16 protein-coding genes are annotated in these 20,023 nt (G+C 71.3%); 7 read left to right on the forward strand and 9 right to left on the reverse strand.

Translation table 11 applies throughout. The features are described 5' to 3' along the window. Nucleotides 1–17: 17 nt before the first annotated feature. Nucleotides 18–1,658, reverse strand: a complete 1,641-nt coding sequence (locus tag CEQ11_RS01250) for an AbgT family transporter (protein ID WP_088477492.1) — start codon at nt 1,656–1,658, stop codon at nt 18–20. Nucleotides 1,659–1,801: 143 nt separating this feature from the next. Beyond that, nucleotides 1,802–2,770 carry a DMT family transporter gene (locus CEQ11_RS01255; protein ID WP_088477493.1) on the reverse strand — a complete coding sequence of 323 codons (969 nt, stop codon included), beginning with the start codon at nt 2,768–2,770 and terminating at the stop codon, nt 1,802–1,804. A gap of 162 nt (nt 2,771–2,932) precedes the next feature. Between CEQ11_RS01255 and CEQ11_RS01260 the strand changes: the two genes are divergently transcribed. After that, complete coding sequence (locus CEQ11_RS01260) at nt 2,933–4,276, forward strand: MFS transporter (protein ID WP_088477494.1); 1,344 nt, start codon at nt 2,933–2,935, stop codon at nt 4,274–4,276. Nucleotides 4,277–4,280: 4 nt separating this feature from the next. Here CEQ11_RS01260 and CEQ11_RS01265 read toward each other — a convergent pair whose 3' ends face one another. Next, entirely contained in the window at nt 4,281–5,306 is a 1,026-nt protein-coding gene (locus tag CEQ11_RS01265) for a Clp protease N-terminal domain-containing protein (RefSeq protein ID WP_088477495.1), read from the reverse strand. Further along, a complete protein-coding gene (locus CEQ11_RS01270; protein WP_227718664.1) occupies nt 5,303–5,596 on the reverse strand; it encodes a hypothetical protein in 294 nt (97 codons plus the stop codon). The genes CEQ11_RS01265 and CEQ11_RS01270 overlap by 4 nt, the downstream gene beginning before the upstream one ends. Nucleotides 5,597–5,823: 227 nt before the next feature. On the opposite strand from CEQ11_RS01270, the gene CEQ11_RS01275 reads away from it, so the two are divergent. Next, nucleotides 5,824–6,606, forward strand: coding sequence for a thioredoxin domain-containing protein (locus CEQ11_RS01275; protein WP_227718665.1), 783 nt, complete (start codon nt 5,824–5,826; stop codon nt 6,604–6,606). 137 nt (nt 6,607–6,743) lie between these two features. Here CEQ11_RS01275 and CEQ11_RS01280 read toward each other — a convergent pair whose 3' ends face one another. Together CEQ11_RS01280 and CEQ11_RS01285 are read right to left on the reverse strand one after the other, a co-directional pair. Continuing rightward, nucleotides 6,744–7,820 (reverse strand): ABC transporter ATP-binding protein, encoded by a 1,077-nt coding sequence (locus CEQ11_RS01280; protein ID WP_088477496.1) that lies wholly within the window; start codon nt 7,818–7,820, stop codon nt 6,744–6,746. An 81-nt stretch (nt 7,821–7,901) separates the two neighbouring features. After that, the gene (locus tag CEQ11_RS01285) at nt 7,902–9,011 is read right to left on the reverse strand and encodes a LacI family DNA-binding transcriptional regulator (RefSeq protein ID WP_227718666.1); all 1,110 of its coding nucleotides are present in this window, start codon (nt 9,009–9,011) and stop codon (nt 7,902–7,904) included. Between the two features lie 319 nt (nt 9,012–9,330). On the opposite strand from CEQ11_RS01285, the gene CEQ11_RS01290 reads away from it, so the two are divergent. The 5 genes from CEQ11_RS01290 to CEQ11_RS01310 all read left to right on the forward strand — a co-directional run bounded on the left by CEQ11_RS01290 (nt 9,331) and on the right by CEQ11_RS01310 (nt 16,474). Beyond that, nucleotides 9,331–10,650, forward strand: a complete 1,320-nt coding sequence (locus tag CEQ11_RS01290; RefSeq protein ID WP_067190491.1) for a maltose ABC transporter substrate-binding protein — start codon at nt 9,331–9,333, stop codon at nt 10,648–10,650. A 126-nt stretch (nt 10,651–10,776) separates the two neighbouring features. Continuing rightward, entirely contained in the window at nt 10,777–12,405 is a 1,629-nt protein-coding gene (locus tag CEQ11_RS01295; RefSeq protein WP_088477498.1) for an ABC transporter permease subunit, read from the forward strand. Beyond that, nucleotides 12,402–13,412 (forward strand): sugar ABC transporter permease, encoded by a 1,011-nt coding sequence (locus tag CEQ11_RS01300; RefSeq protein ID WP_227718667.1) that lies wholly within the window; start codon nt 12,402–12,404, stop codon nt 13,410–13,412. Before CEQ11_RS01295 ends, CEQ11_RS01300 begins: the two co-directional genes overlap by 4 nt. A 543-nt stretch (nt 13,413–13,955) precedes the next feature. Continuing rightward, nucleotides 13,956–15,644, forward strand: coding sequence for an NAD(P)/FAD-dependent oxidoreductase (locus tag CEQ11_RS01305; protein WP_088478834.1), 1,689 nt, complete (start codon nt 13,956–13,958; stop codon nt 15,642–15,644). Nucleotides 15,645–15,649: 5 nt separating this feature from the next. Continuing rightward, the gene (locus CEQ11_RS01310; protein ID WP_088477499.1) at nt 15,650–16,474 is read left to right on the forward strand and encodes a nitrilase-related carbon-nitrogen hydrolase; all 825 of its coding nucleotides are present in this window, start codon (nt 15,650–15,652) and stop codon (nt 16,472–16,474) included. A gap of 119 nt (nt 16,475–16,593) precedes the next feature. Here the strand turns inward: CEQ11_RS01310 and CEQ11_RS01315 are convergent, their stop codons facing one another. The 3 genes from CEQ11_RS01315 to CEQ11_RS01325 form a co-directional block, all read right to left on the reverse strand. Then, nucleotides 16,594–17,856 (reverse strand): Glu/Leu/Phe/Val dehydrogenase, encoded by a 1,263-nt coding sequence (locus tag CEQ11_RS01315; protein WP_088477500.1) that lies wholly within the window; start codon nt 17,854–17,856, stop codon nt 16,594–16,596. A 270-nt stretch (nt 17,857–18,126) separates the two neighbouring features. Beyond that, complete coding sequence (locus CEQ11_RS01320; RefSeq protein WP_193762962.1) at nt 18,127–18,927, reverse strand: SH3 domain-containing protein; 801 nt, start codon at nt 18,925–18,927, stop codon at nt 18,127–18,129. Between the two features lie 186 nt (nt 18,928–19,113). Beyond that, nucleotides 19,114–19,896 (reverse strand): class I SAM-dependent methyltransferase, encoded by a 783-nt coding sequence (locus tag CEQ11_RS01325; protein WP_227718670.1) that lies wholly within the window; start codon nt 19,894–19,896, stop codon nt 19,114–19,116. Between the last annotated feature and the right edge of the window lie 127 nt (nt 19,897–20,023).

Genomic DNA, 20,023 nt, shown 5'->3' on the forward strand with positions numbered 1-20,023 from the left:
CTCTCTGTGGGGTCGTCTCACTCGGTCTCGAGCATGATGCCCGCGCCCGGGCCGAGCGGCAGGTCCAGCGCGTAGAAGCCGAACAGGATCAGCAGCCAGGCGAGCCAGAACGGCACCACGAAGGGAATCATGCGGGCCATGGTCGTGCCCAGTCCGGCGTTCGGCTCATACTTCCGCAGCATCGCCAGGAGCACCACCATGTACGGGTTCAGCGGGGTCATCACCTGGGTGGCGGAGTCGCCCACACGGAACGCGGCCTGCACGAAGGCGGGCTCGAAGCCGAGGATGCCGAGCATCGGGACGAACACGGCGGCCATGAGCGTCCACATGGAGGAGCCGGAGATGATGAACAGGTTCAGCAGGGAGCAGAGCAGCACGAAGCCGATGATCAGCGGGAAGCCGGCGAGGCCCACGCCCTGCACGAACTCCGCACCGGTGACGGCGATCCAGGAGCCGATGCCGGACCAGTTGAACAGGGCGATGAACTGGCCCAGGATGAACGCCAGCACGAGGAAGCTGGTCATGTCCTTGAGCGCCTCGCCCATCATCACGGGCACGTCCTTGAAGCCGCGGACGGTGCCGGCCTTGCGGCCGTAGACGTAGCCGGAGACCGAGAAGAACACGAAGATGATGAAGACGATCGAGTCCAGCAGCGGGGACTTCGGCAGGAAGCCGCCCTCCTCGTTCCGCCACGGGGACTCGGGCATCAGCGCGAACAGGGTCACGGCGACCGCGATGAGGAGCACCGTGATGGTGGCCCAGCCCAGCGCCTTCTTCTCGAGCGAGGTGACCTCGCCCTCGACCTTGTTGTTGCGGGCCTCGGCCACGGCCTGCTCGTCGCCGACGATCCGCATCTCACGGGTGACCGTGGACAGCTGCTCGGTCTGGGCCTCGCCCTCCTCGGTGGGCACGCCCTCACGGGTCAGGCGCGGCTCCAGGATCTTGTCGATCACGAGGCCGGCGATCAGCGAGAGCACGATCGCGGAGACCACGTTGAAGAAGTAGTTGGAGAGCGGGTTCACCGTGTGCGCGGTCTGCTCGAGCATCGGCACGGTGGGGATCACCGCGTTGGTGATGCCCGCGAACAGGGCGTCCAGGGAGGTCGGGAAGATCGACGTGGAGTAGCCGGCGCCGGCGGCCGCGAAGCCGCCGAGCAGGCCTGCCACCGGGTGGCGCCCGGCGGCCTTGAAGGCCAGGGCGGCCAGCGGCGGGATCACCACGAACGCGGAGTCCGCCATGATCGAGCCGACCACGCCCACGAAGCCCACCGCGTACGGCAGCAGCCAGCGCGGGGCGGAGCCGATGGAGTAGCGGATGGCCGCGCCCAGGAACCCGGACTTCTCCGCGATGCCGATGGCCAGCAGGATCGTGGCCACGGTGACCAGCGGCGGGAAGCCGATGTAGTTCTGGCCGAGGTTGGAGGTGAACCAGGCGATGCCCTCGCCCGTGAACAGGCCCTTCACGGCCACCGGGTCCTCCGCGCCGGGGACGGTCACCGTCACGTTCGCGATCGCCATGGCCGAGGACACCACGGCCGTGATGAGGAACAGGATGGTGAAGAGCGCGAACGGCTCGGGGAGCTTGTTACCGACCCGCTCGACGCCGGTCAGGAACCGGTCCCCGAGGGAGCGCTTGGGGGTGGAGACTGCCTGGGCCATGGAGATCCCTTTCGGTGGGCTGAGCAGATCGAGGGGGTGACCTCGACCACAGCACTGTGGCGGTCCGGGGGCACCGCGCGCAAGACTTCCGTCACAGGACATCCATCATGCGGAAGCGATGCCTCCGTGCCGGCAGGCTCCGCTCAGCGCCGCGCCCGGCGCGTGCGGCCCGGCCCGGCGAGCGCGGCGGCCGCCACGGCGCCGAGGGTGCCGGCCACCGTGAGGGCGGTGACCCGGGCGCCGTCCGCGGGGGCGAGCGCGTCCACCGCGAGCGAGCCGATCAGGTTGCCGGAGACCAGGCCGAGGGTGGCGGTGAAGACGCCGACCCGGGGCACGAGGATCGCGCTGAACCCGATGAAGACGCAGCCCAGCGGGCCGCCGAGGTACAGCCACCACTGTGGGACGAGCCCGCCGTCCACACCGGTCAGGACCGCCTGGACCGCCAGGACCAGCCCGATCGCCCCGGCGCCGACGAGGAAGTTGATGAGCGTGGCCGGCAGCACCGACCCGTAGGCGGCCGCCTGCCGGGCGTTGAGGACCTGCTGTCCACTGGTGGCCACGCCGATCAGCAGCGGGATCGCGGCGAGCAGGAGCCAGCCGGGCCCGGCCTGTCCGGCCGCTCCCAGCCGGGGCCAGACCACCACGACGACGGCCGCCAGGGCCAGGAGCGCACCGGCGGCCCGGCGCGGGGTCAGCCGCCGCGCGCCGGCCGGACTCAGCCCGAGCCGGTCCACGAGGATGCCGCCGAGCAGCTGGCCGGTGACGAGGGCGACCGTGAACACGGCGACGCCGATGGTCCCGATCGACCCGGACTGCGCGAGCACCACGCACGAGCCGACCGCACCGGCGGCGAAGTACCAGGGGCGCACGGTCCGGGACCGCAGGGCCTCCGGGACGCGGGCCAGCGTCTGCCGGCCGCGGCGGGTGGCGAGCGTGACGGCGAAGATGACCAGGAGGCCTGCGGTGAAGGAGGCGAAGGACGCCAGCACCGGCTCCCCGGACTGCGCCGCGAACTGGGCGTTGAGCCGCCCCTGCACCGGCATGGTCGCCCCCGCGGCCACCGCCATGGCGAAGAACAGCACCAGGCGCGCGGCGGGGGTCGTGCTGGTCATGCCGGACAGCGTAGGACGGCACCGCCCGGCCCGTCAGGGGGCGTCCACGTATCCTGGACGGGCTCTGCCCCCCTGCCGCCCGGCCACCGTCCGAGGGGCGGCCGCCCCGTGCCGGGGACCGGCCGTCGTCGGGGAAGGAGCCCGACGCACCGAGAGGATCCGATGGCCCCCGCGACGACCACCGCCAACGGCGGGCCGCAGGAGCCGATCTTCACCCCCGCCTTCTGGACCCTGATGGCGTCCAACGCGTTCCTGCGGCTGTCCACGTTCATGCTGGTCACCCTCGTGCCGGTGTTCGCCGTGGCCGAGGGCATGGGCACCACGGTGGCGGGACTGACGACCACCGCGTTCATGGTGGCCGCGCTCGCGTTCCGCCCCAGCGCCGGGCGGCTGACGGACCAGCACGGCCGGTACGCGGTGCTGATGGTCGGCGCGGTGACCATGACGCTGGCGTCGCTGACGTTCGTGTTCGCCCTGCCGGCGTGGGCACTGCTGGCCGTGCGGTTCGTGCACGGGTTCGGCTTCAGCTTCTCCTCCACCGCCGCGGGCACCGTGGCCACCGACATCATCCCGGAGCGGCGCCTGTCCGAGGGCATCGGCTACCTGGGGCTCGAGCAGACGCTGACCATGGTGGTCGGGCCGGCGGCGGCCCTGGCGATCATGGACGCCGCCGGGTTCTCCTGGGCGTTCGGCGTGGCCTCCGCCTTCGCCCTGCTGCACGTGCTGCTGCGCCTGCCGCTGCGCCGCCGCCTCAAGGCGACGGACGCCGCCGCACGCCGGCGGCGGGCAGACCGGGCGCGGGCCGCCGTCATGGCCGCACATCCGGCGCACGGCGGGGAGGGTGCGGACGCGGTGGAGCGCACGGACGCCGGGCACGGCGCCACGCGCGGCGCCGGCTCCGAGGCCGGGCCTGGGGCTGGGGCTGGGACGGTCGAGCACCGGTGGTGGCACCGGATCGTGGACCGCGACGCGTGGAAGCCCTCCTCCCTGATGCTGCTGCTCATGGTGCCGGGGGCCGCCTGCAGCACCTTCCTGGCGATCCACGTGCTGGAGAAGGGGCTCGGCAATGCGGGCCTGTTCTTCGCGACCTCCGGCGTGGCCGTCGGAGCGGCGAGGCTGGTCGTGGGGCGTCTCGAGCGGAGGTTCGGCAACGGCTGGACGATCGGCGTGGGCACCGTGCTGGTCATCGCCGCCATGCTCTGTGTGGCATGGACGCCGAACGTCCTGGTGCTCGGCGTGGCCGGTGCCGTCTACGGCGCCGGCTGGGGCACCGTGCAGCCCTCCGTCAACGCGATGGCCGTGCTGTCCGCACCGAAGGAGCGCCGGGGCGCGGCGAACTCCACCTTCTTCATGGCCCTGGACACGGCCCAGGCGGCGAGCTCGGCCCTGCTGGGCCTCGCGGCCACCGCGTGGGGCGTGGGCTCCGTGTTCGGGATCGCCGCCGGCGTGGGCGCGGCGGCCCTGGCGCTGTTCCTGACGATGAAGGCGCGCGGCGTCCTGGCCTGAGGGCTCAGTCCCGGGCGCGGGCCAACTCCACGATCCCCCGCAGCAGGCTGCGGTTGCCGCTGCCGGCGAAGACGGTGGTGGCGGCTCCGGCGACCCCGCCCAGACGGCCGACGCCGCGCACGCCGCGGGTCAGGGTGAGGACGCTGCCGCCGTCCGCCGGTTCGATGAGCAGGTGCAGGTAGGCGCCGCGCTCGTCCAGGTCCCCCTGCTGGGTCTTGGCGCCGCCGGGCCAGAAGATCTGCCAGGCGATCTCGCGGGCGCCGCGGACCTGGGCGTACCGGACGCGGCGGTACTCGAAGTCCCGGCCCTTCACGGTGGCGCTCAGCAGCCCCGGGGCGACGAGGACGTCCTCCAGGTCCGGCATGAGCAGGGGCTTCATGGACTCCTCGCCCACGACGACGGCCCGCACCGCCTCCGGGGAGACCGGCACCCAGCGCCGGGCGCGGCGGGCGGTCTCGTCCAGGCCGTCCAGCAGGCCGGGGATCGGGGCGGCGGGGGCGTTGTCCTCGGCCTGGTCCTCGCCGATCGGCGGGAGCGCCGCGCGCAGGGCGGGCAGGTCCGCCCCGGCGGCGCGGAGGGCCGCGGCCGGGCGGCGGGAGGGGTGGTCCATGAGGTCGGCGAACATCCCGGCCGGGGTGCCGGCGGCCTTCTCCAGGAAGCGGGCGGCCTCCGGGTCGAGGCGGAAGGAGCGCTTCGGGTCCAGGCGGCCCGGCACGGTGACCGGCTCCCCGGCCGGCGGCGGGGTGATGCCGAGGGAGGCTAGGTCCGCGGCGTCGCGTCCACGGATGCCGGCGCGGAGGGAGTCGGCGGTGAAGCCCTGGGAGGCCAGGGCCCGCCCCACGGGCCCGCCGATCTGCGCGAAGGCCACGAGCAGGTCGTCCAGGGAGACGGCACCCCGGCCGGCGGCGTCGGCCTCGAGGTGGGCGGAGCCTGCGATGTCCTGCGCGGCCGCAAGGGTGCGGGCGATCGCGGCGGGCTTCGCGGCGAGGTGTTCGGTCAGGGTGCTGACGGCGTCGGTCAGGCGGGTCATCGGGTCTCCGTCCGTCGGGGGCGGCGCAGCTCGGTGCTGACGCGGCGGCTGAACTTCTTGTGGGCGGCCTGGCGGGTGACCCCGAGCGCGGCGGCGATCTCGGGCCAGCCGAGCCCGGCGGCGAGCGCCGCCTCGACCTGCTTGAGTTCGAGCTCGTCCGCGAGGCGGCGCAGGGCCGCCACCGCGCGCAGTCCGCGCTGCGGATCCTCCACATCGGCGGCGACGACGGCCAGGTCCGTGCCGCTGGGCTGTTCCGCCGACGTGGGGTCGGGTCGTCCGGGGGTGGCCATGCGTCAACCCTGGTTGACATGAGGACGGGCTGTCAACCTCGGTTGCTCAATGCGGCCCGACCATCTCGTGCGCCGAACCAGAAGGATCGGCCACTACAGGTGCCCGTGAAGCAGCCGAAGCTTCTGGCTCGGCGGGGCACCCCCGAGCCACGGATACGATCCCACACCGAGTCGCCGCCAGGTGGAAGACTGGACCCGTCACGCACCGCTCATCCGAAGGGGTTCCGATGTCCACCTCCATGTCCGGCCGCGCCCTGGCCGGTGCCGCCGCCGCACTGCTCGCCGCCGTCGGGATCGGACTCGGCCTCCACTCCGTGACCTCGGACCTGCAGGGCAACCCGGGCTCGGTGCGGGCCGCCGTCGGCGCCACGGAGGACACCTCCCCGAACTTCATCGAGCGCCGGGACCCGAAGGACCCGCTCGCCCTGGGCCGCGTGGACGCCCCCGTGGTGCTCGTGGCGTTCGGCGACTACCAGTGCGGCCACTGCGCCTCGTGGTCCACGGACACCATGACGGCGCTGCAGAAGCACGTGGAGGACGGCACCCTGCGCATCGAGTGGCGTGACCTCAACATCTTCGGGAAGGACTCCGCCCGCGCCGCTCGCGCCGCCTGGGCCGCAGGCCGGCAGGACCGCTTCCTGGACTACCACCACGCCCTGTTCGCGGACGGCCACGCGCGCTCTGCCGATCAGCTCAGCGAGGAGGCACTCGTGGACCTCGCCGACGAGCTCGGCCTGGACACCGAGCGGTTCTCCGCGGACATGGAATCTGCGGACGCGAAGGAGGCCATCGCCCAGAACCAGCAGCTCGGCTACGCCCTCGGCGCCTCCTCCACCCCCGCCTTCATGCTGGACCGCAAGCCGATGCTCGGCGACCAGCCGGCGGAAGTGTTCGAGCGGGGCATCCAGCGGGCCCTGGCCGAGCAGGAGTCCGAGGACTCGGCCGACGGCGACGGTGAGGACGCGCCCCGCGAGGGGACCACCTCAGACCCCACCGGCTCGACCATCTGAGGCCTGCGGCCCGGAACCCGGCGAACGCCACCCCCACCACACAGGAGGGCGGGCGCCCCGACGATCCCCATGGATCCTCGGGACGCCCGCCCTCGCCCTGCGTCGGCATGCGGCGCCTGCGCACCGCCGCCGGCGTGTCAGCCGTTGAGGCGATCGCCCGTCTCGGCGTGGAACAGGTGCACGCGCTCCATCTGCGGGGCCACGCGGATGCGGGCGCCCTTCTCCGGGGCGGTGTAGCCGACGGTGCGCAGGGTGATGATGCGCTCCTCGCCGTCGATGTCCGTGTGGCCGTAGACGTAGGCGTCGGCGCCGAGCTCCTCCACGGTGTCCACCTCGACCTCGAGGCCCGCGCCGTCGGTGATCTCGAGGTTCTCGGGGCGCACGCCGAGGTCCAGGCTCTCGCCCGCCTTCGCCAGCACGTCGCGCTCCACGGGCAGCACGGTGTTGCCCACGTGCAGGCCGTCGGCGGAGGTCTTCACGCGGAAGATGTTCATGGCCGGGGAGCCGATGAACCCGGCGACGAACACGTTCCTCGGCTTCTCGTAGAGGTTGCGCGGGGTGTCCACCTGCTGCAGCAGGCCGTCCTTGAGCACGGCGACGCGGTCGCCCATGGTCATGGCCTCGGTCTGGTCGTGGGTGACGTAGACGGTGGTGGTGCCGAGGCGGCGGGTGAGCTGGGCGATCTGGGCGCGGGTCTGCACGCGGAGCTTGGCGTCCAGGTTGGACAGCGGCTCGTCCATGAGGAAGACCTGCGGGTTGCGGACGATCGCGCGGCCCATGGCGACGCGCTGGCGCTGGCCGCCGGAGAGGGCCTTGGGCTTGCGGTCGAGGTACTGCTCGAGGTCGAGGAGCTTGGCGGCCTCCTCCACGCGCTGGCGGCGCTCAGCGGCGGGGACGCCGGCGATCTTGAGGGCAAAGCCCATGTTGTCCGCCACGGTCATGTGCGGGTAGAGCGCGTAGTTCTGGAACACCATCGCGATGTCGCGATCCTTGGGCTCCACGTCGGTGACGTCGCGGTCGCCGATGAACACGCGGCCCTTGGTGAGCGGCTCGAGGCCCGCGAGCATGCGCAGGGAGGTGGACTTGCCGCAGCCGGAGGGGCCGACGAGCACGAGGAACTCGCCGTCGGCGATCTCGAGGTCGAGCCCGTCCACGGAGGGGCGCGGGGCGTTGGGGTACTGGCAGGTGGCGGACTTGAACGTCACGGAGGCCATGGTGGGTGTCCTTTCACGGGCAGGCACGTGCCCGACGATCCGTAGTGAAAGAGGGGGGTGGTTCCGCTGTGCGCGTCGGCGTCAGCCGGCGGCGGAGATCCTTCCCGACGACGGCACGTCCGTCCTCGGGACGCCCGGCGGTGCCGCTGTGCTCGCCCGGGGTCGGACGGCGAGGTGCTGCAGGATCTGCCGGGGTGCGGGGTTGCCCTTGCGGGCCTCGACGATGAGCCGGACCGCGCGGCGGCCCTGCTCTCGCGGAGACTGGTCGACGGTGGAGATGCCCAGGCGGGCGCCATCGGGGTGGCCGTCGATGCCCATGACGGAGACGTCGCCGGGCACGGAGAGGCCGAGGGAGAGCGCGGCGGTGTAGGCGCCGATCGCCATCTCGTCCGAGATGCAGAGGATGGCGGTGGGGCGCGGGCCTGGCCGGGAGAGGAGCTCGCGGACGGTGTGGAAGGCGCCGCCGGTGGTGAAGTCGGCCTCCACCATCCACTCGTCCGGGACCTGCACGCCGACCGCGGCCATGGCCTGCAGGAAGCCGCGGGTGCGCTCGGTGGAGACCTGGAACTCGACGTCCTCGGGCACACGGCCGAGGTAGGCGACGTCCCGGTGGCCGAGGGCGGTGAGGTGCTCGGTGGCCAGGGTGGCTGCCCGGAAGTGGTCCACCTGGAGGGCGGTGAACCACTCGGGCAGCTGGGCGCGGGACTCCACGCGGCCGCCGAGAGCCACCACGGGCCGGCCCATGCGCTCCATGCCGGCGAGCTCGAAGGGGCTGAGCTTGAAGGAGATGGTCACCAGCCCGTCCAGGCGGCCGCGGCGGAGCAGGTCCGTGAAGATCGTGGAGCGGCGCTCGGCGGACAGGCCGGCGTCGTAGAGGGTGAGGTCCAGGCCGTGGGCCATGAGCTCCTGGGCGGCGCCCTCGAGGGCGGCGGAGAAGAACCAGCGGTCCACGGTGGGGACCACGAGCCCGATGCTGCGGGTGCGGCCGGAGGCCAGCGACGCGGCGGAGGCGTGGGCGACGTACCCGAGGGACTCGGCGGCGGCCAGGACCTTGACGCGCGTGGCGTCGGCGACCGGCCCGGAGCCGCTGAGGGCGCGCGAGGCGGTCGCAGTGGAGACGCCGGCCATGCGCGCGACGTCCTTGATGCCGGCCATGGTGGTCTCTGTTCTGCAGCGGGCGCCGCTGCTCATCGGCGTGATGGGGACGAGCGACATCCTAGGCGCACCGGATGCGATTGTGAAAGCGGTTCCACCGGCCGTTTCAGCGCCCGACATACCGCATCACCCCCGGAGCGGCCCGCGTTCATGCTGATTCCAGCGGATGTGTGGAATATCTCAGTGGAAGCGTTTACACCCAGTGACGCCGAGGTCCTCGTCCGACCGTACCCGCACTGTGCAGCAGGCCTGACGCGGACCCGGCGGACCACGGCTGCAACGGCGCAGCGGCCCCATGGCCGCCCACCCGGGCAGCAACCCCCACGAGGTCCCCCTGAACCCCGAAAGGCAGGCCATGGCCGCGAACAGCTCCCGCGACGTCTCCCGTCGCGCATTCACCCTCTCCATGTCGGGCGCGATCGCCGCGTTCGCCCTCACCGCCTGCGGCGGCTCCGGCTCGAACTCCGGCTCGTCGTCCTCCGCCACCGGCTCGGCCGGCGGCTCGTCCTCCTCCGAGGACCTGACCAAGGGCGGCGCCACCACCATCACCATGTGGGTGGACCAGAACCGCCAGAAGCCGCTCGAGGCCGTGGCGAAGAAGTTCAAGGAGGAGAAGGGCATCACCGTCAAGCTCGTCGTGAAGGACAACTCCTCCATGCGCGACGACTTCATCACCCAGGCCCCCACCGGCAAGGGCCCGGACGTGATCGTCGGCGCCCACGACTGGATCGGCGCCCTCGTGCAGAACGGCGTCGTGGAGCCGCTCGAGCTCGGCGACAAGTCCGGCGACTTCTCCGAGGCCGCCGTGGCCGCGGTGACCTACGACGGCAAGACCTGGGGCGTGCCCTACTCCGTCGAGAACATCGCCCTGCTGCGCAACACCGAGCTCGTGGACTCCACCCCGGAGAAGTTCGACGACATGGTCAAGAAGGGCCAGGAGGTCGTGGACTCCGGCAAGGCCAAGTACGGCTTCGTCGTGGGCCTGGACCCGGTGGCCGGCGACCCGTACCACCTGTACCCGTTCCAGACCTCCATGGGCGCTCCGGTGTTCGAGCAGAAGGAGGACGGCTCCTACGACGCCTCCCAGGTCGCCATGGGCGGCGAGAAGGGCGAGGCCTTCGCCAAGAAGCTCGCCGAGCACGGCCCGAAGGGCACCGGCGCCTTCAACCCGAACATGACCGGCGACATCGCCAAGGAGCAGTTCTTCAAGGGCCAGGCCGCCTACTTCCTGACCGGCCCGTGGAACGTCGAGGACGCCGAGAAGGCGGGCATCGACTTCGCCGTGGAGCCGATCCCGGCCATGGGCGACCAGGACGCGCAGCCGTTCATCGGCGTCAACGCCTTCTTCGTCTCCTCCGAGTCGAAGAACAAGCTCGCCGCCAACGAGTTCGTCATCAACTACCTGTCCTCCGAGCAGGCCCAGGACGCCCTCTACACCGAGGGCAAGCGCGCCCCGGCCCTCACCGCCTCCTTCGACAAGGCGGCGAAGGACGAAGTCGTGAAGGCCTTCGGCGAGATCGGCAAGAACGGCGTCCCGATGCCGGCCGACCCGGAGATGGGCGCGGTCTGGGAGTTCTGGGGCGGCACCGAGATGCGCGTCATCAAGGGCGAGGCCGACCCGGCCGCCGACTGGAAGAAGATGGTGTCCAACATCGAGGGCAAGATCAAGAAGTGATCTGAGCCGTCCGCACCGTGCGCCGTCCGGATCCGTCCGGGCGGCGCACGGTGCCACCGACGCAGCCCCGCGGCACAGCGGGGACCACCGCACCATGAGGCAGGCCTTCGGGCCGGATGAGGGACCATGAGCTCGTCTTCCACCGCGCCGGAGACCACCGGCGCGCAGGCCGGGGACACCGGCACCGCACCACGCCGCCGTCGCGGCCTCGGCGGAGAGCGCCGCGGGCCGGACGGCCTGCTCGGCACGCTGTCCAAGATCGTCCTCCTCGGACTGGTGGACGCGTTCGCCGTCTACGTGATGTTCCAGCTGGTCGCGATGGGCGACTGGCTGGTCTTCGGCGTCACGCTGGCCGTGACCGTCCTGATCAACTGGATCTACCTGCGCCGCGGCGGCCTGCCCGCCAAGTACCTGGCGCCGGGCGTCTTCTTCCTGGCGCTGTTCCAGGTGTTCGTGGTCGTGTACTCCTCCTACATCGCGTTCACCAACTACGGCGGCGGCCACATCTCGGACAAGGACCACGCGATCGCCGCGATCCAGCGCGAGGAGTCCACCCGCGTGGAGGGCTCTCCGACCTACCCGGTCACCGTCCTGGAGAAGGACGGCGAGCTGTACATGCTCACCGAGCGCAACGGCGAGGCCGTGGTCGGCAACGCGGAGCACCCGCTCGAGTCGGTCGACGCCGGGATGGAGGGCGACCGCCCGATCTCCGTGGACGGCTACCAGACCCTGCAGTTCGCGGACCTGCTCTCCCGCCAGGACGAGATGTCCTCCCTGAAGGTCCCGGTCTCTGACAACCCGGAGGACGGCACCCTGGAGACCAGCGACGGCTCGGTCGCCTACGCCTACATCCCCACCTACGACTACGACGAGGCCGCGGACACCTTCACGAACCGGGAGACCGGGGACGTGTTCCGGGACAACGGCCAGGGCAAGTACGCCAACGACTCCGGCGAGGAGCTGCGCAACGGCTGGCGCGTGTTCGTGGGCTTCGACAACTTCGCGAAGACCGTCACGGACCCGGACCTGCGCGACCCGCTGATCCGCGTCACCGTCTGGACCTTCGCGTTCGCCTTCCTGTCCGTGCTCACCACGTTCGTGCTGGGCCTGCTGCTGGCGATCACCTTCAACAAGGCGTCGCTGCGCGGCAAGAAGGTCTACCGCGTGATGATGATCCTGCCGTACGCGTTCCCGGCGTTCCTGTCCGGCCTCGTGTGGTCCGGCCTGCTGAACCCGGAGTTCGGCTTCGTCAACGCGACCCTCTTCGGCGGGGCGCACATCGAGTGGCTCACGGACCCGTGGCTCGCGAAGTTCTCGGTGCTCCTGGTGAACCTCTGGCTCGGCTTCCCGTACATGTTCCTGGTGACCACCGGCGCGCTGCAGTCCCTGCCGGAGGACGTGGACGAGGCCGCGAAGATGGACGGCGCCGGCGCCTGGCGCATCTTCCGCTCGATCAAGCTGCCGCTGCTGCTCGTCTCGGTGGCCCCGCTGCTGATCTCGTCCTTCGCGTTCAACTTCAACAACTTCAACATCATCTACATGCTGACCGGCGGCGGCCCGCAGTTCCCGGACGCGTCCGGCAACATCGGCGCCACGGACATCCTCATCACGGTGGTCTACAAGACGGCGTTCTCCGGCACGGGCATCGACTACGGCCTGGCCTCGGCGCTGTCGATCGTGATCTTCCTGATCGTGGCCACCATCTCGGCGATCAGCTTCAACCGCACCAAGGCCCTGGAGGAGATCGACTCGTGAGCACCGCATCGACCCCTCAGGGGACCCCGCGCCCGGGCGAGCCGACCGTGCCCGCCGGCCCGTCGTCGTCGGGAATGGCCGCGGCCCTGGCCGCGCAGGAGAAGGATCCGATCCGCTGGGAGGAGACGGACGGCCCCTCGGGCTCGCGCCGCTCCTTCGGCAAGTGGTTCAAGGAGAACGGCTGGCGCCACATCGTGGGCGTCCTGGCCTCCGCGTTCTCCCTGTTCCCGCTGCTCTACGTGCTCTCGGCGTCCTTCGACCCGACCGGCACCATGGCGTCCTCGAACAGCCTGTTCAGCTCGTTCTCCCTGCAGAACTACGTGGACCTGTTCAACGACGAGGCCCGCCCCTACGCCAAGTGGTTCATGAACACGATGATCATCGGCATCGTGACCTCGGTGTCCACCGTGTTCCTCGGCGCCCTGGCCGCCTACGCGTTCTCCCGCATGCGCTTCGCCGGCCGTCGCGTGGGCCTGCTGACGCTGCTGCTGGTGCAGATGTTCCCGCAGCTGCTGGCCGTGGTGGCGATCTTCCTGCTGCTGACCTACATCGGGGACATCGTCCCGGTGCTGGGCATCGGCTCCCAGCTCGGCCTGATCCTGGTGTACCTGGGCGGCGCGCTGGGCGTGAACACGTACCTGATGTACGGCTTCTTCAACACCATCCCGCAGTCCCTGGACGAGGCGGCGAAGCTGGACGGCGCCTCCCACGTGCAGATCTTCTTCCAGATCATCCTGCGCCTGGTGACCCCCATCCTCGCGGTGGTGGCGCTGCTGTCCTTCATCTCCACGGTGTCCGAGTTCGTGATCGCCTCCGTGGTGCTGACGGACCCGGGCACGCAGACCCTGGCCGTGGGCCTGTTCGGCTACGTGTCCGAGACCCGCTCGGAGAACTGGGGCGTGTTCGCCGCCGGCGCCGTGCTCGCGGCGCTCCCCGTGATGGCGCTGTTCCTGTTCCTGCAGAAGTACATCGTGTCCGGCCTGACCGCCGGCGGCGTGAAGGGCTGATCCCCCGGCCCCTCCGCGCACCCATCCCGCACCTCTCACGACGGCGAGCGGGCAGGCGATCCCCTGAGGACCGCCTGCCCGCTCGCTGCGTTCCGGGGCTGTTCGAGGGGGGTGTTCGGGGTGCCGGGGTCCGGGCTGCGGGCGCCGGCGTGCCGGGCGACGGCCTGGGCGATCGTGTCTTCCCGACCCCCGGCAGCCCGGAGAGCACGATGAGGACGCCGCGCCGGAGGTGAGGGACTCCGCGGACGGCGAGGGGGCCGTCGTCGGGAAGGAGGAGGCGTGGGGACGCATCCCCCGATCCTGTCATCACCCCTGCGCCGAACCAGAGGGAGTGGGCACTTCCCGGCCCCGCGAAGTGTGCGATTCCTCTGGTTCGGCGCGCCACATCTTCTGGCTCGGCGCCTCCCGTGGACCTTCGTCCTCTCTTTCACGTGGGCGGCTGTCCAGAATGCGGACCTGCCGCTACTGTGTTGCCGACCCATCAGACATGTGACCGCCATCACCCCCTGGCGGTCCGGCACACGAGAGGCGGACGCCACCACCATGACGATCTTCCCTGCGCCCACCGAGGACGAGACCACCGGCGAGCGCCCGGTCACGATCTTCGGCCCGGACTTCCCGTTCGGCTTCGACGACTGGATCGCCCATCCGGACGGCCTGGGCTCGATCCCGGAGGAGGCGCACGGCAAGGAGGTCGCGATCATCGGGGCGGGCCTGTCCGGCATGGTCGCCGCGTACGAGCTGATGTCCCTGGGCCTGCGCCCGGTGGTCTACGAGGCCACTCAGATCGGCGGCCGCCTGCGCACCCACCGCTTCCCGGGCGACGCCGGGGTGACCGCTGAGCTGGGCGGCATGCGCTTCCCCATCTCCGGCACGTCCTTCTTCCACTACGTCGACCGGCTGGGCCTGACGCACCGCCCGTTCCCGAACCCGCTGACGCAGGCGGCACGCTCCACCGTGATCGACATCGGCGGCGAGACCCACTACGCCCGCACCGCCGAGGACCTGCCGGAGTCCTTCACCGCCATCTCGGACGCCTGGGCACAGGCCCTGGTGGAGATCGGCTTCCCGGAGCTGCAGACGGCCATCCGCAACCGGGACACCGCGGAGCTCAAGCGCCGCTGGGACGCGATCGTGGCGGAGTGGGACGACCGCACGTTCTACGACTTCATCGCCTCCTCCACCGCGTTCAAGAACCTGAAGTTCCGGGACCGCGAGGTCTTCGGCGTGGTCGGCTTCGGCACGGGCGGCTGGGATTCGGACTTCCCGAACTCCATGCTGGAGATCCTCCGCGTGGTCCTCACCAACTGCGACGAGGACCAGCGCCTGGTGGACGGCGGCGTGGACCAGCTGCCCAAGGGCCTGTGGACGCTGCCGGCCCGCAGCACCTCTCCGTGGCCGGAGGGCACCACCCTGGCCTCGCTGCACGGCGGCTCCACCCTGCCGGCGGTGTCCGCGGTGAAGAAGGACCCGGCCGGACGCTTCACGGTCACGGACCGCTGGGGCGTGGCGCGCACCCATGACGCCGTGCTGGCCACCTGCCACTCCTGGCTGCTCACCACGGAAATCGACTGCGACGAGTCCCTGTTCTCCCAGGACCTGTGGATGGCACTGGACCGCACCCGCTACATGCAGTCCTCGAAGACCTTCGTGATGGTGGACGAGCCGTTCTGGCTCGAGCAGGATCCTCAGACCGGCCGTGACCGCATGTCCATGACGCTGACGGACCGCCTGACGCGTGGCACCTACCTCTTCGACGACGGCCCGGGGAAGCCGGCGGCCATCTGTCTGTCCTACTCCTGGATGTCCGACTCGCTGAAGATGCTCCCGCACTCGGTGGACCGCCGCGTGGAGCTGGCGCTGTCCGCGCTGGAGAAGATCTACCCGGACCTGGACATCCGCAGCCACATCGTGGGCGAGCCGGTGACCGTCTCCTGGGAGGACGACCCGTACTTCCTCGGCGCGTTCAAGGGCGCCCTGCCGGGCCACTACCGGTACAACCACCGCATGTACACGCACTTCATGCAGCAGGACCTGCCGGAGTCCGAACGGGGGATCTTCCTGGCCGGGGACGACGTCTCCTTCACCCCCGCCTGGGCCGAGGGCGCCGTGCAGACCGGCCTGAACGCGGTGTGGGGCGTGATGACCCACTTCGGCGGGGCCTCCCACGAGTCCAACCCGGGTCCCGGTGACGTGTTCGCCGATCTGGCGCCCGTGCAGCTCGAGGACTGACCGCCATGCGTGTGGCCCTGTGGCAGCCCGCCCCGCATCCGCTGGATCCGCAAGGCGCCCTCGCGCGCCTGGACCAGGCCCTCGGCCAGGCCGCGCAGGCGGGCGCGGACGTGCTCGTGGCCCCGGAGATGCTGACCAGCGGCTATGACATCTCCGCCGCGGACACCCGCGCCCTCGCCGAGCCGGCGGACGGCCCTACCGCGCAGCGGGTCCGGGAGCTGTCCTCACGGCACGCGGTGGCGGTCGCCTACGGCTTCCCGGAGGCCGGGCTTCCCGACGACGGCAGCTCGCCCGCCGCGGACGGCTCGCCGGAGTCGGGGGCCACCCCCGTCTACAACTCCGCGAACCTGATCGACGGGGACCAGCTGCTGCTGACCCACCGGAAGATGCAGTTGTTCGGTGACCTGGACCGGGCACGGTTCACCCCGGGGCCGTCCGTGCCGCACGTGGTGAGCCTGCGCGGCCGGGCGGTGTCCCTGCTGATCTGCTTCGACGTGGAGTTCCCGGAGACCGTGCGCTTCGCGGCCCAGGCCGGGGCGGACCTGGTGCTCGTGCCGACCGCCAACATGCGCGGATTCGAGTCCGTGAACCGGGTTCTGGTGCCGGCACGGGCGATCGAGAACGGCCTCACCGTGGCGTACGCGAACTGGGTGGGCACCGAGGGCGAGCAGGACTACTGCGGCCTGTCCGCCGTGGCCGCCCCGGACGGCACCGCGCACTGGGGCGCCGAGCACGGCGAGGACCTCGTGGTGGCGGACGTTCCGGAGCCCACCCTGCGCGGCGGGGACGACGACCACCTCACCCTGCTGCGGCGGGACCTGTTCGGCTGAGCCGTGACGCCGGGCGCGCAACGGCACTGGGCCGATGCGCGCCGCAGGCGAGGGGCCGATGCGCGCCGGAGGCGAGGGGCCGTCGTCGGGAATCCCCGAGGCGGCGCAGCCGGCTCAGGTCACGGGTAGAGGCCGCGCAGGACGTGGGCCTCGGCGACGCGCTCGACGGCGGTGACCATGGCGGCCTCGCGCAGCGACGTGCCGTGCTTCTGAGCGGTGGCGATGAGGCGGCTCCAGGCGCCGGTCATGCGCTTCTCGAGCTTCTCGTTCACCTCGTCCAGGGTCCACCAGTAGGCCTGGCCGCCCTGCACCCACTCGAAGTAGGAGACGATCACGCCGCCGGCGTTGGCGAGGATGTCCGGGACGACCATGACGCCGGCCTCGTTGAGGATGCGGTCGGCCTCGCCGGTGGTGGGTCCGTTGGCGCCCTCCACGATGATCCTCGCCTTCACGTCCGCGGCGTTGTCCTCGGTGAGCACGCCCTCCACCGCGGCTGGGACGAGCAGGTCCACGTCCATGGTGAGCAGATCGGCGGCCTCGAGCTTCTCGGTGCCCGGGCAGTCCACCACGGAGCCGGTCTCCGCGACGTGCTTCTGCAGGGCGGAGAAGTCCAGGCCGTCCTCGTTCTGCACGGCGCCGTACTGGTCGCCGACGCCGAGGACCTTCACGCCGGCGTTCGCGAGGAACTCCACGGTGCCGGCGCCGACCTTGCCGAAGCCCTGCACGGCGGCGGTGGCCTGCGTCGGGTCGATGCCCTTGTGCTCCAGCGCGGCCAGGGCGATCTGGGTGACGCCGAGCGAGGTCGCCGCGGCGCGGCCCTGGGAGCCGCCGAGGGCGACCGGCTTGCCGGTGACGACCTCCGGGACCGTATGCCCCACGGACACGGAGTAGGTGTCCATCATCCAGGCCATGGTGTTCTCGTCCGTGCCCACGTCCGGGGCGGGGATGTCCTTGTCCGGGCCGATGATCGGCATGATCTCGGAGGTGTAGCGGCGGGTGACCCGCTCCAACTCAGCCTCGGAGTAGTCACGCGGGTCGATGGCGACGCCGCCCTTGGCGCCGCCGTAGGGGACGTCCAGCAGGGCGCACTTCCACGTCATCCACATGGCGAGTGCGCGGACCTCGTCCAGGTCCACGGTGGGGGCGAAGCGGGTGCCGCCCTTCGCGGGGCCGCGGGAGAAGTTGTGCTGCACGCGGTGGCCGTGGAGGACCTCGATCTCGCCGGAGTCGCGGCGCAGCGGGATGGACACGGACATCTCGCGGCGGGGGCTCTTGAGGGTCTCGTGCATGCCCTCGTCGTAGCCGAGGGTCTCGATCGCCTTCGCCAGCTGGGCATGCGCGTTGGCGAGGACGGGCGAGGGTTCGGACGATGCGGTGCTCATCGCGATGGCATTCCTTCGTGGGTCGGGAACGGAATGGGCGCGCAGCGGCACCGGGTGACGGCCACCACGCTGTAGCTCACCCCGGAACTGTAGGCACAGCGAAGGGGCCGGGACCACACTCGGCGACCCCGGCCCCTCCATTGTCCGAAATCCGGAGTTCAGCCTGCGGGAACAGGCCTGCTCGGCCTGCGCCGTTCAGTCCAGAGACTCCGCGTGGCTGAGGCCGGCGGCCCGTGCCCGGAGCCGCCGGCCTCATACCCGGGCTTCGGCTCAGAAGCCGTTGTAGCGGTAGGCCTGCTGGCTCCAGAACGCGTTGCCCCACGTGTGAGTCAGGGAGACGGCGCCGTAGCCGCCGTTCTGCTCAAGGGTGCGGAACTGGGTCTTGGCGTCGTCCACCCAGCCGTCGAAGATCACCACGTGGCCCGCAGCGCCGGCGCTGCCGGGGCCGAGGTTGCCGATGATGTCTCCGGGCTGCAGGTCCTCCTTGGCGATCGGGCTGAACTTCTCCGGCAGGTTCACAGTGGAGTAGGACTGGTCGCGCAGGTTGTAGGCCATGGCGACCATGCCGGAGCAGTCGGTGCGGAACTTGTAGCCGTCCGCGTCAGGGCCGGGGGCGTAGGCCTCCATCGAGTAGGGCAGGCCCTGGCTCACCCAGTGGTTCGCGCGGTCCAGCACCTGCTGGCGGTCGGCGCCCGGGTCCGGGGCGGGGTCGTCTGCGGTGTCGCAGGCGCCGAGGCCGGTGGCGTCCGGGATGGTCACGTAGGCGCGGGAGACATAGCCGGTCTGGCCGTTGTAGGTGACCTTGCCCCAGTGGTGCGTGGAGTACGTGCCCTCCACCTGCTGGCCCTCGGTCTGGCAGTCGACGGTGATGTCCGTGCCGCCCGGGATGGAGCCGAGCACGGCCGAGCCGGTGGTGGCCTCTGCGCGGATGTTCACGGCGTCGGTGGTGGTGCCTCCGGCGGCCGCGAAGGCGGCAGGAGCCTGCACGGCGGTGAGCCCACCGGCCATGAGCACGGCGGCGGCGGTGCCGAGGAGTCGGCGGGAACGGGGGGTCATGGTGTTCTTCGGCATGGGACTGGTCTCCTCACGGTGAGCGTGATCTGGGGACATGCCAACGCGTGGATCACGGTGACGTCTACGACGCTAGGAACACGGCGCAGGTGCGTCCATGGGCTTAGGCAGATCATGGACTCAGGTGCCGGGCGGCATGGACTCAGGTGCCAGGCGGCGGCGACGATCGTCTCCCCTCGGCGCTCCTCACCTGCGCGTCGCAGTGATCATCGCGTAGCCGGCGCTCGACCGGATCGCCCCGTCCTGACCGGCACACTCCTCGAGGTGCCCGCGCAGCGCCTCCAGCAGCGCCTGCCGCCGGTCCCCCGCCATGGCCAGGGACCAGGTGTGGGTGGGGCTGCCTTCGAGGTAGAGCTTCATGCCCGCCTCCACGCTCGGGAAGTCCCAGGTCAGGTCACGGTGCTCCACACTCACGTCCGCGAACCACGGGCCCAGGCGTTCGGCAGCCACCCCGTCCTGGGCCCACTGCATGTGCGGCGGGGTGTGCGGCGCCTGGCCCGCCGGGGCCACGGCAGCCGACATCCGGTCCGTCATCTCGGCGAGGAACCCGCGGCCGTCCCAGGCGGTCATCACCAGGGTCCCGCCCGGGGCGAGCACGCGCGCCCATTCGGCGGGTCCGGCGCAGGGGTCGCAGAACATCGCCGCGAAGGATGAGGCGATGGCGTCCACGGCACCGTCCTCCAGCCCGATGTGCTCACCGTCCGCGAGGACCCAGTCGGCCTCCGGCACGCGGGCCCGTCCGATCTCGACCATGGCCGGCGTGGGGTCCAGGGCGGTGACCCGGAACCCACGTTCGACCAGCTTCGCGGCGCCCTGTCCATGGCCGGCACCGAGGTCGAGGACGGGGGCGACCGGCTCGTGACGTGCCGCGAGTCGTTCGGCCACGGCGAGCGCCGCGGGGGCCAGACGGGCGGCGGTGGGCGCATAGTCGGAGCTCGCCCAGATGTCTGCAGGGGTCGGCATGCTCATGACCCCAGACTACTGCGATCGGCTCTCAATACCGTGGCTTCCCGACGACGGCCGCCCGCCCTCCGCTCAGCGCCCTCCCCTGGACTCGGCCCGGGCCGCGTCCAGGACAAGGGTGCCGAAGAGGCCC

This window comes from Micrococcus sp. FDAARGOS_333, assembly GCF_002206575.2.
In the GTDB taxonomy this organism is placed as follows: domain Bacteria; phylum Actinomycetota; class Actinomycetes; order Actinomycetales; family Micrococcaceae; genus Micrococcus; species Micrococcus lylae.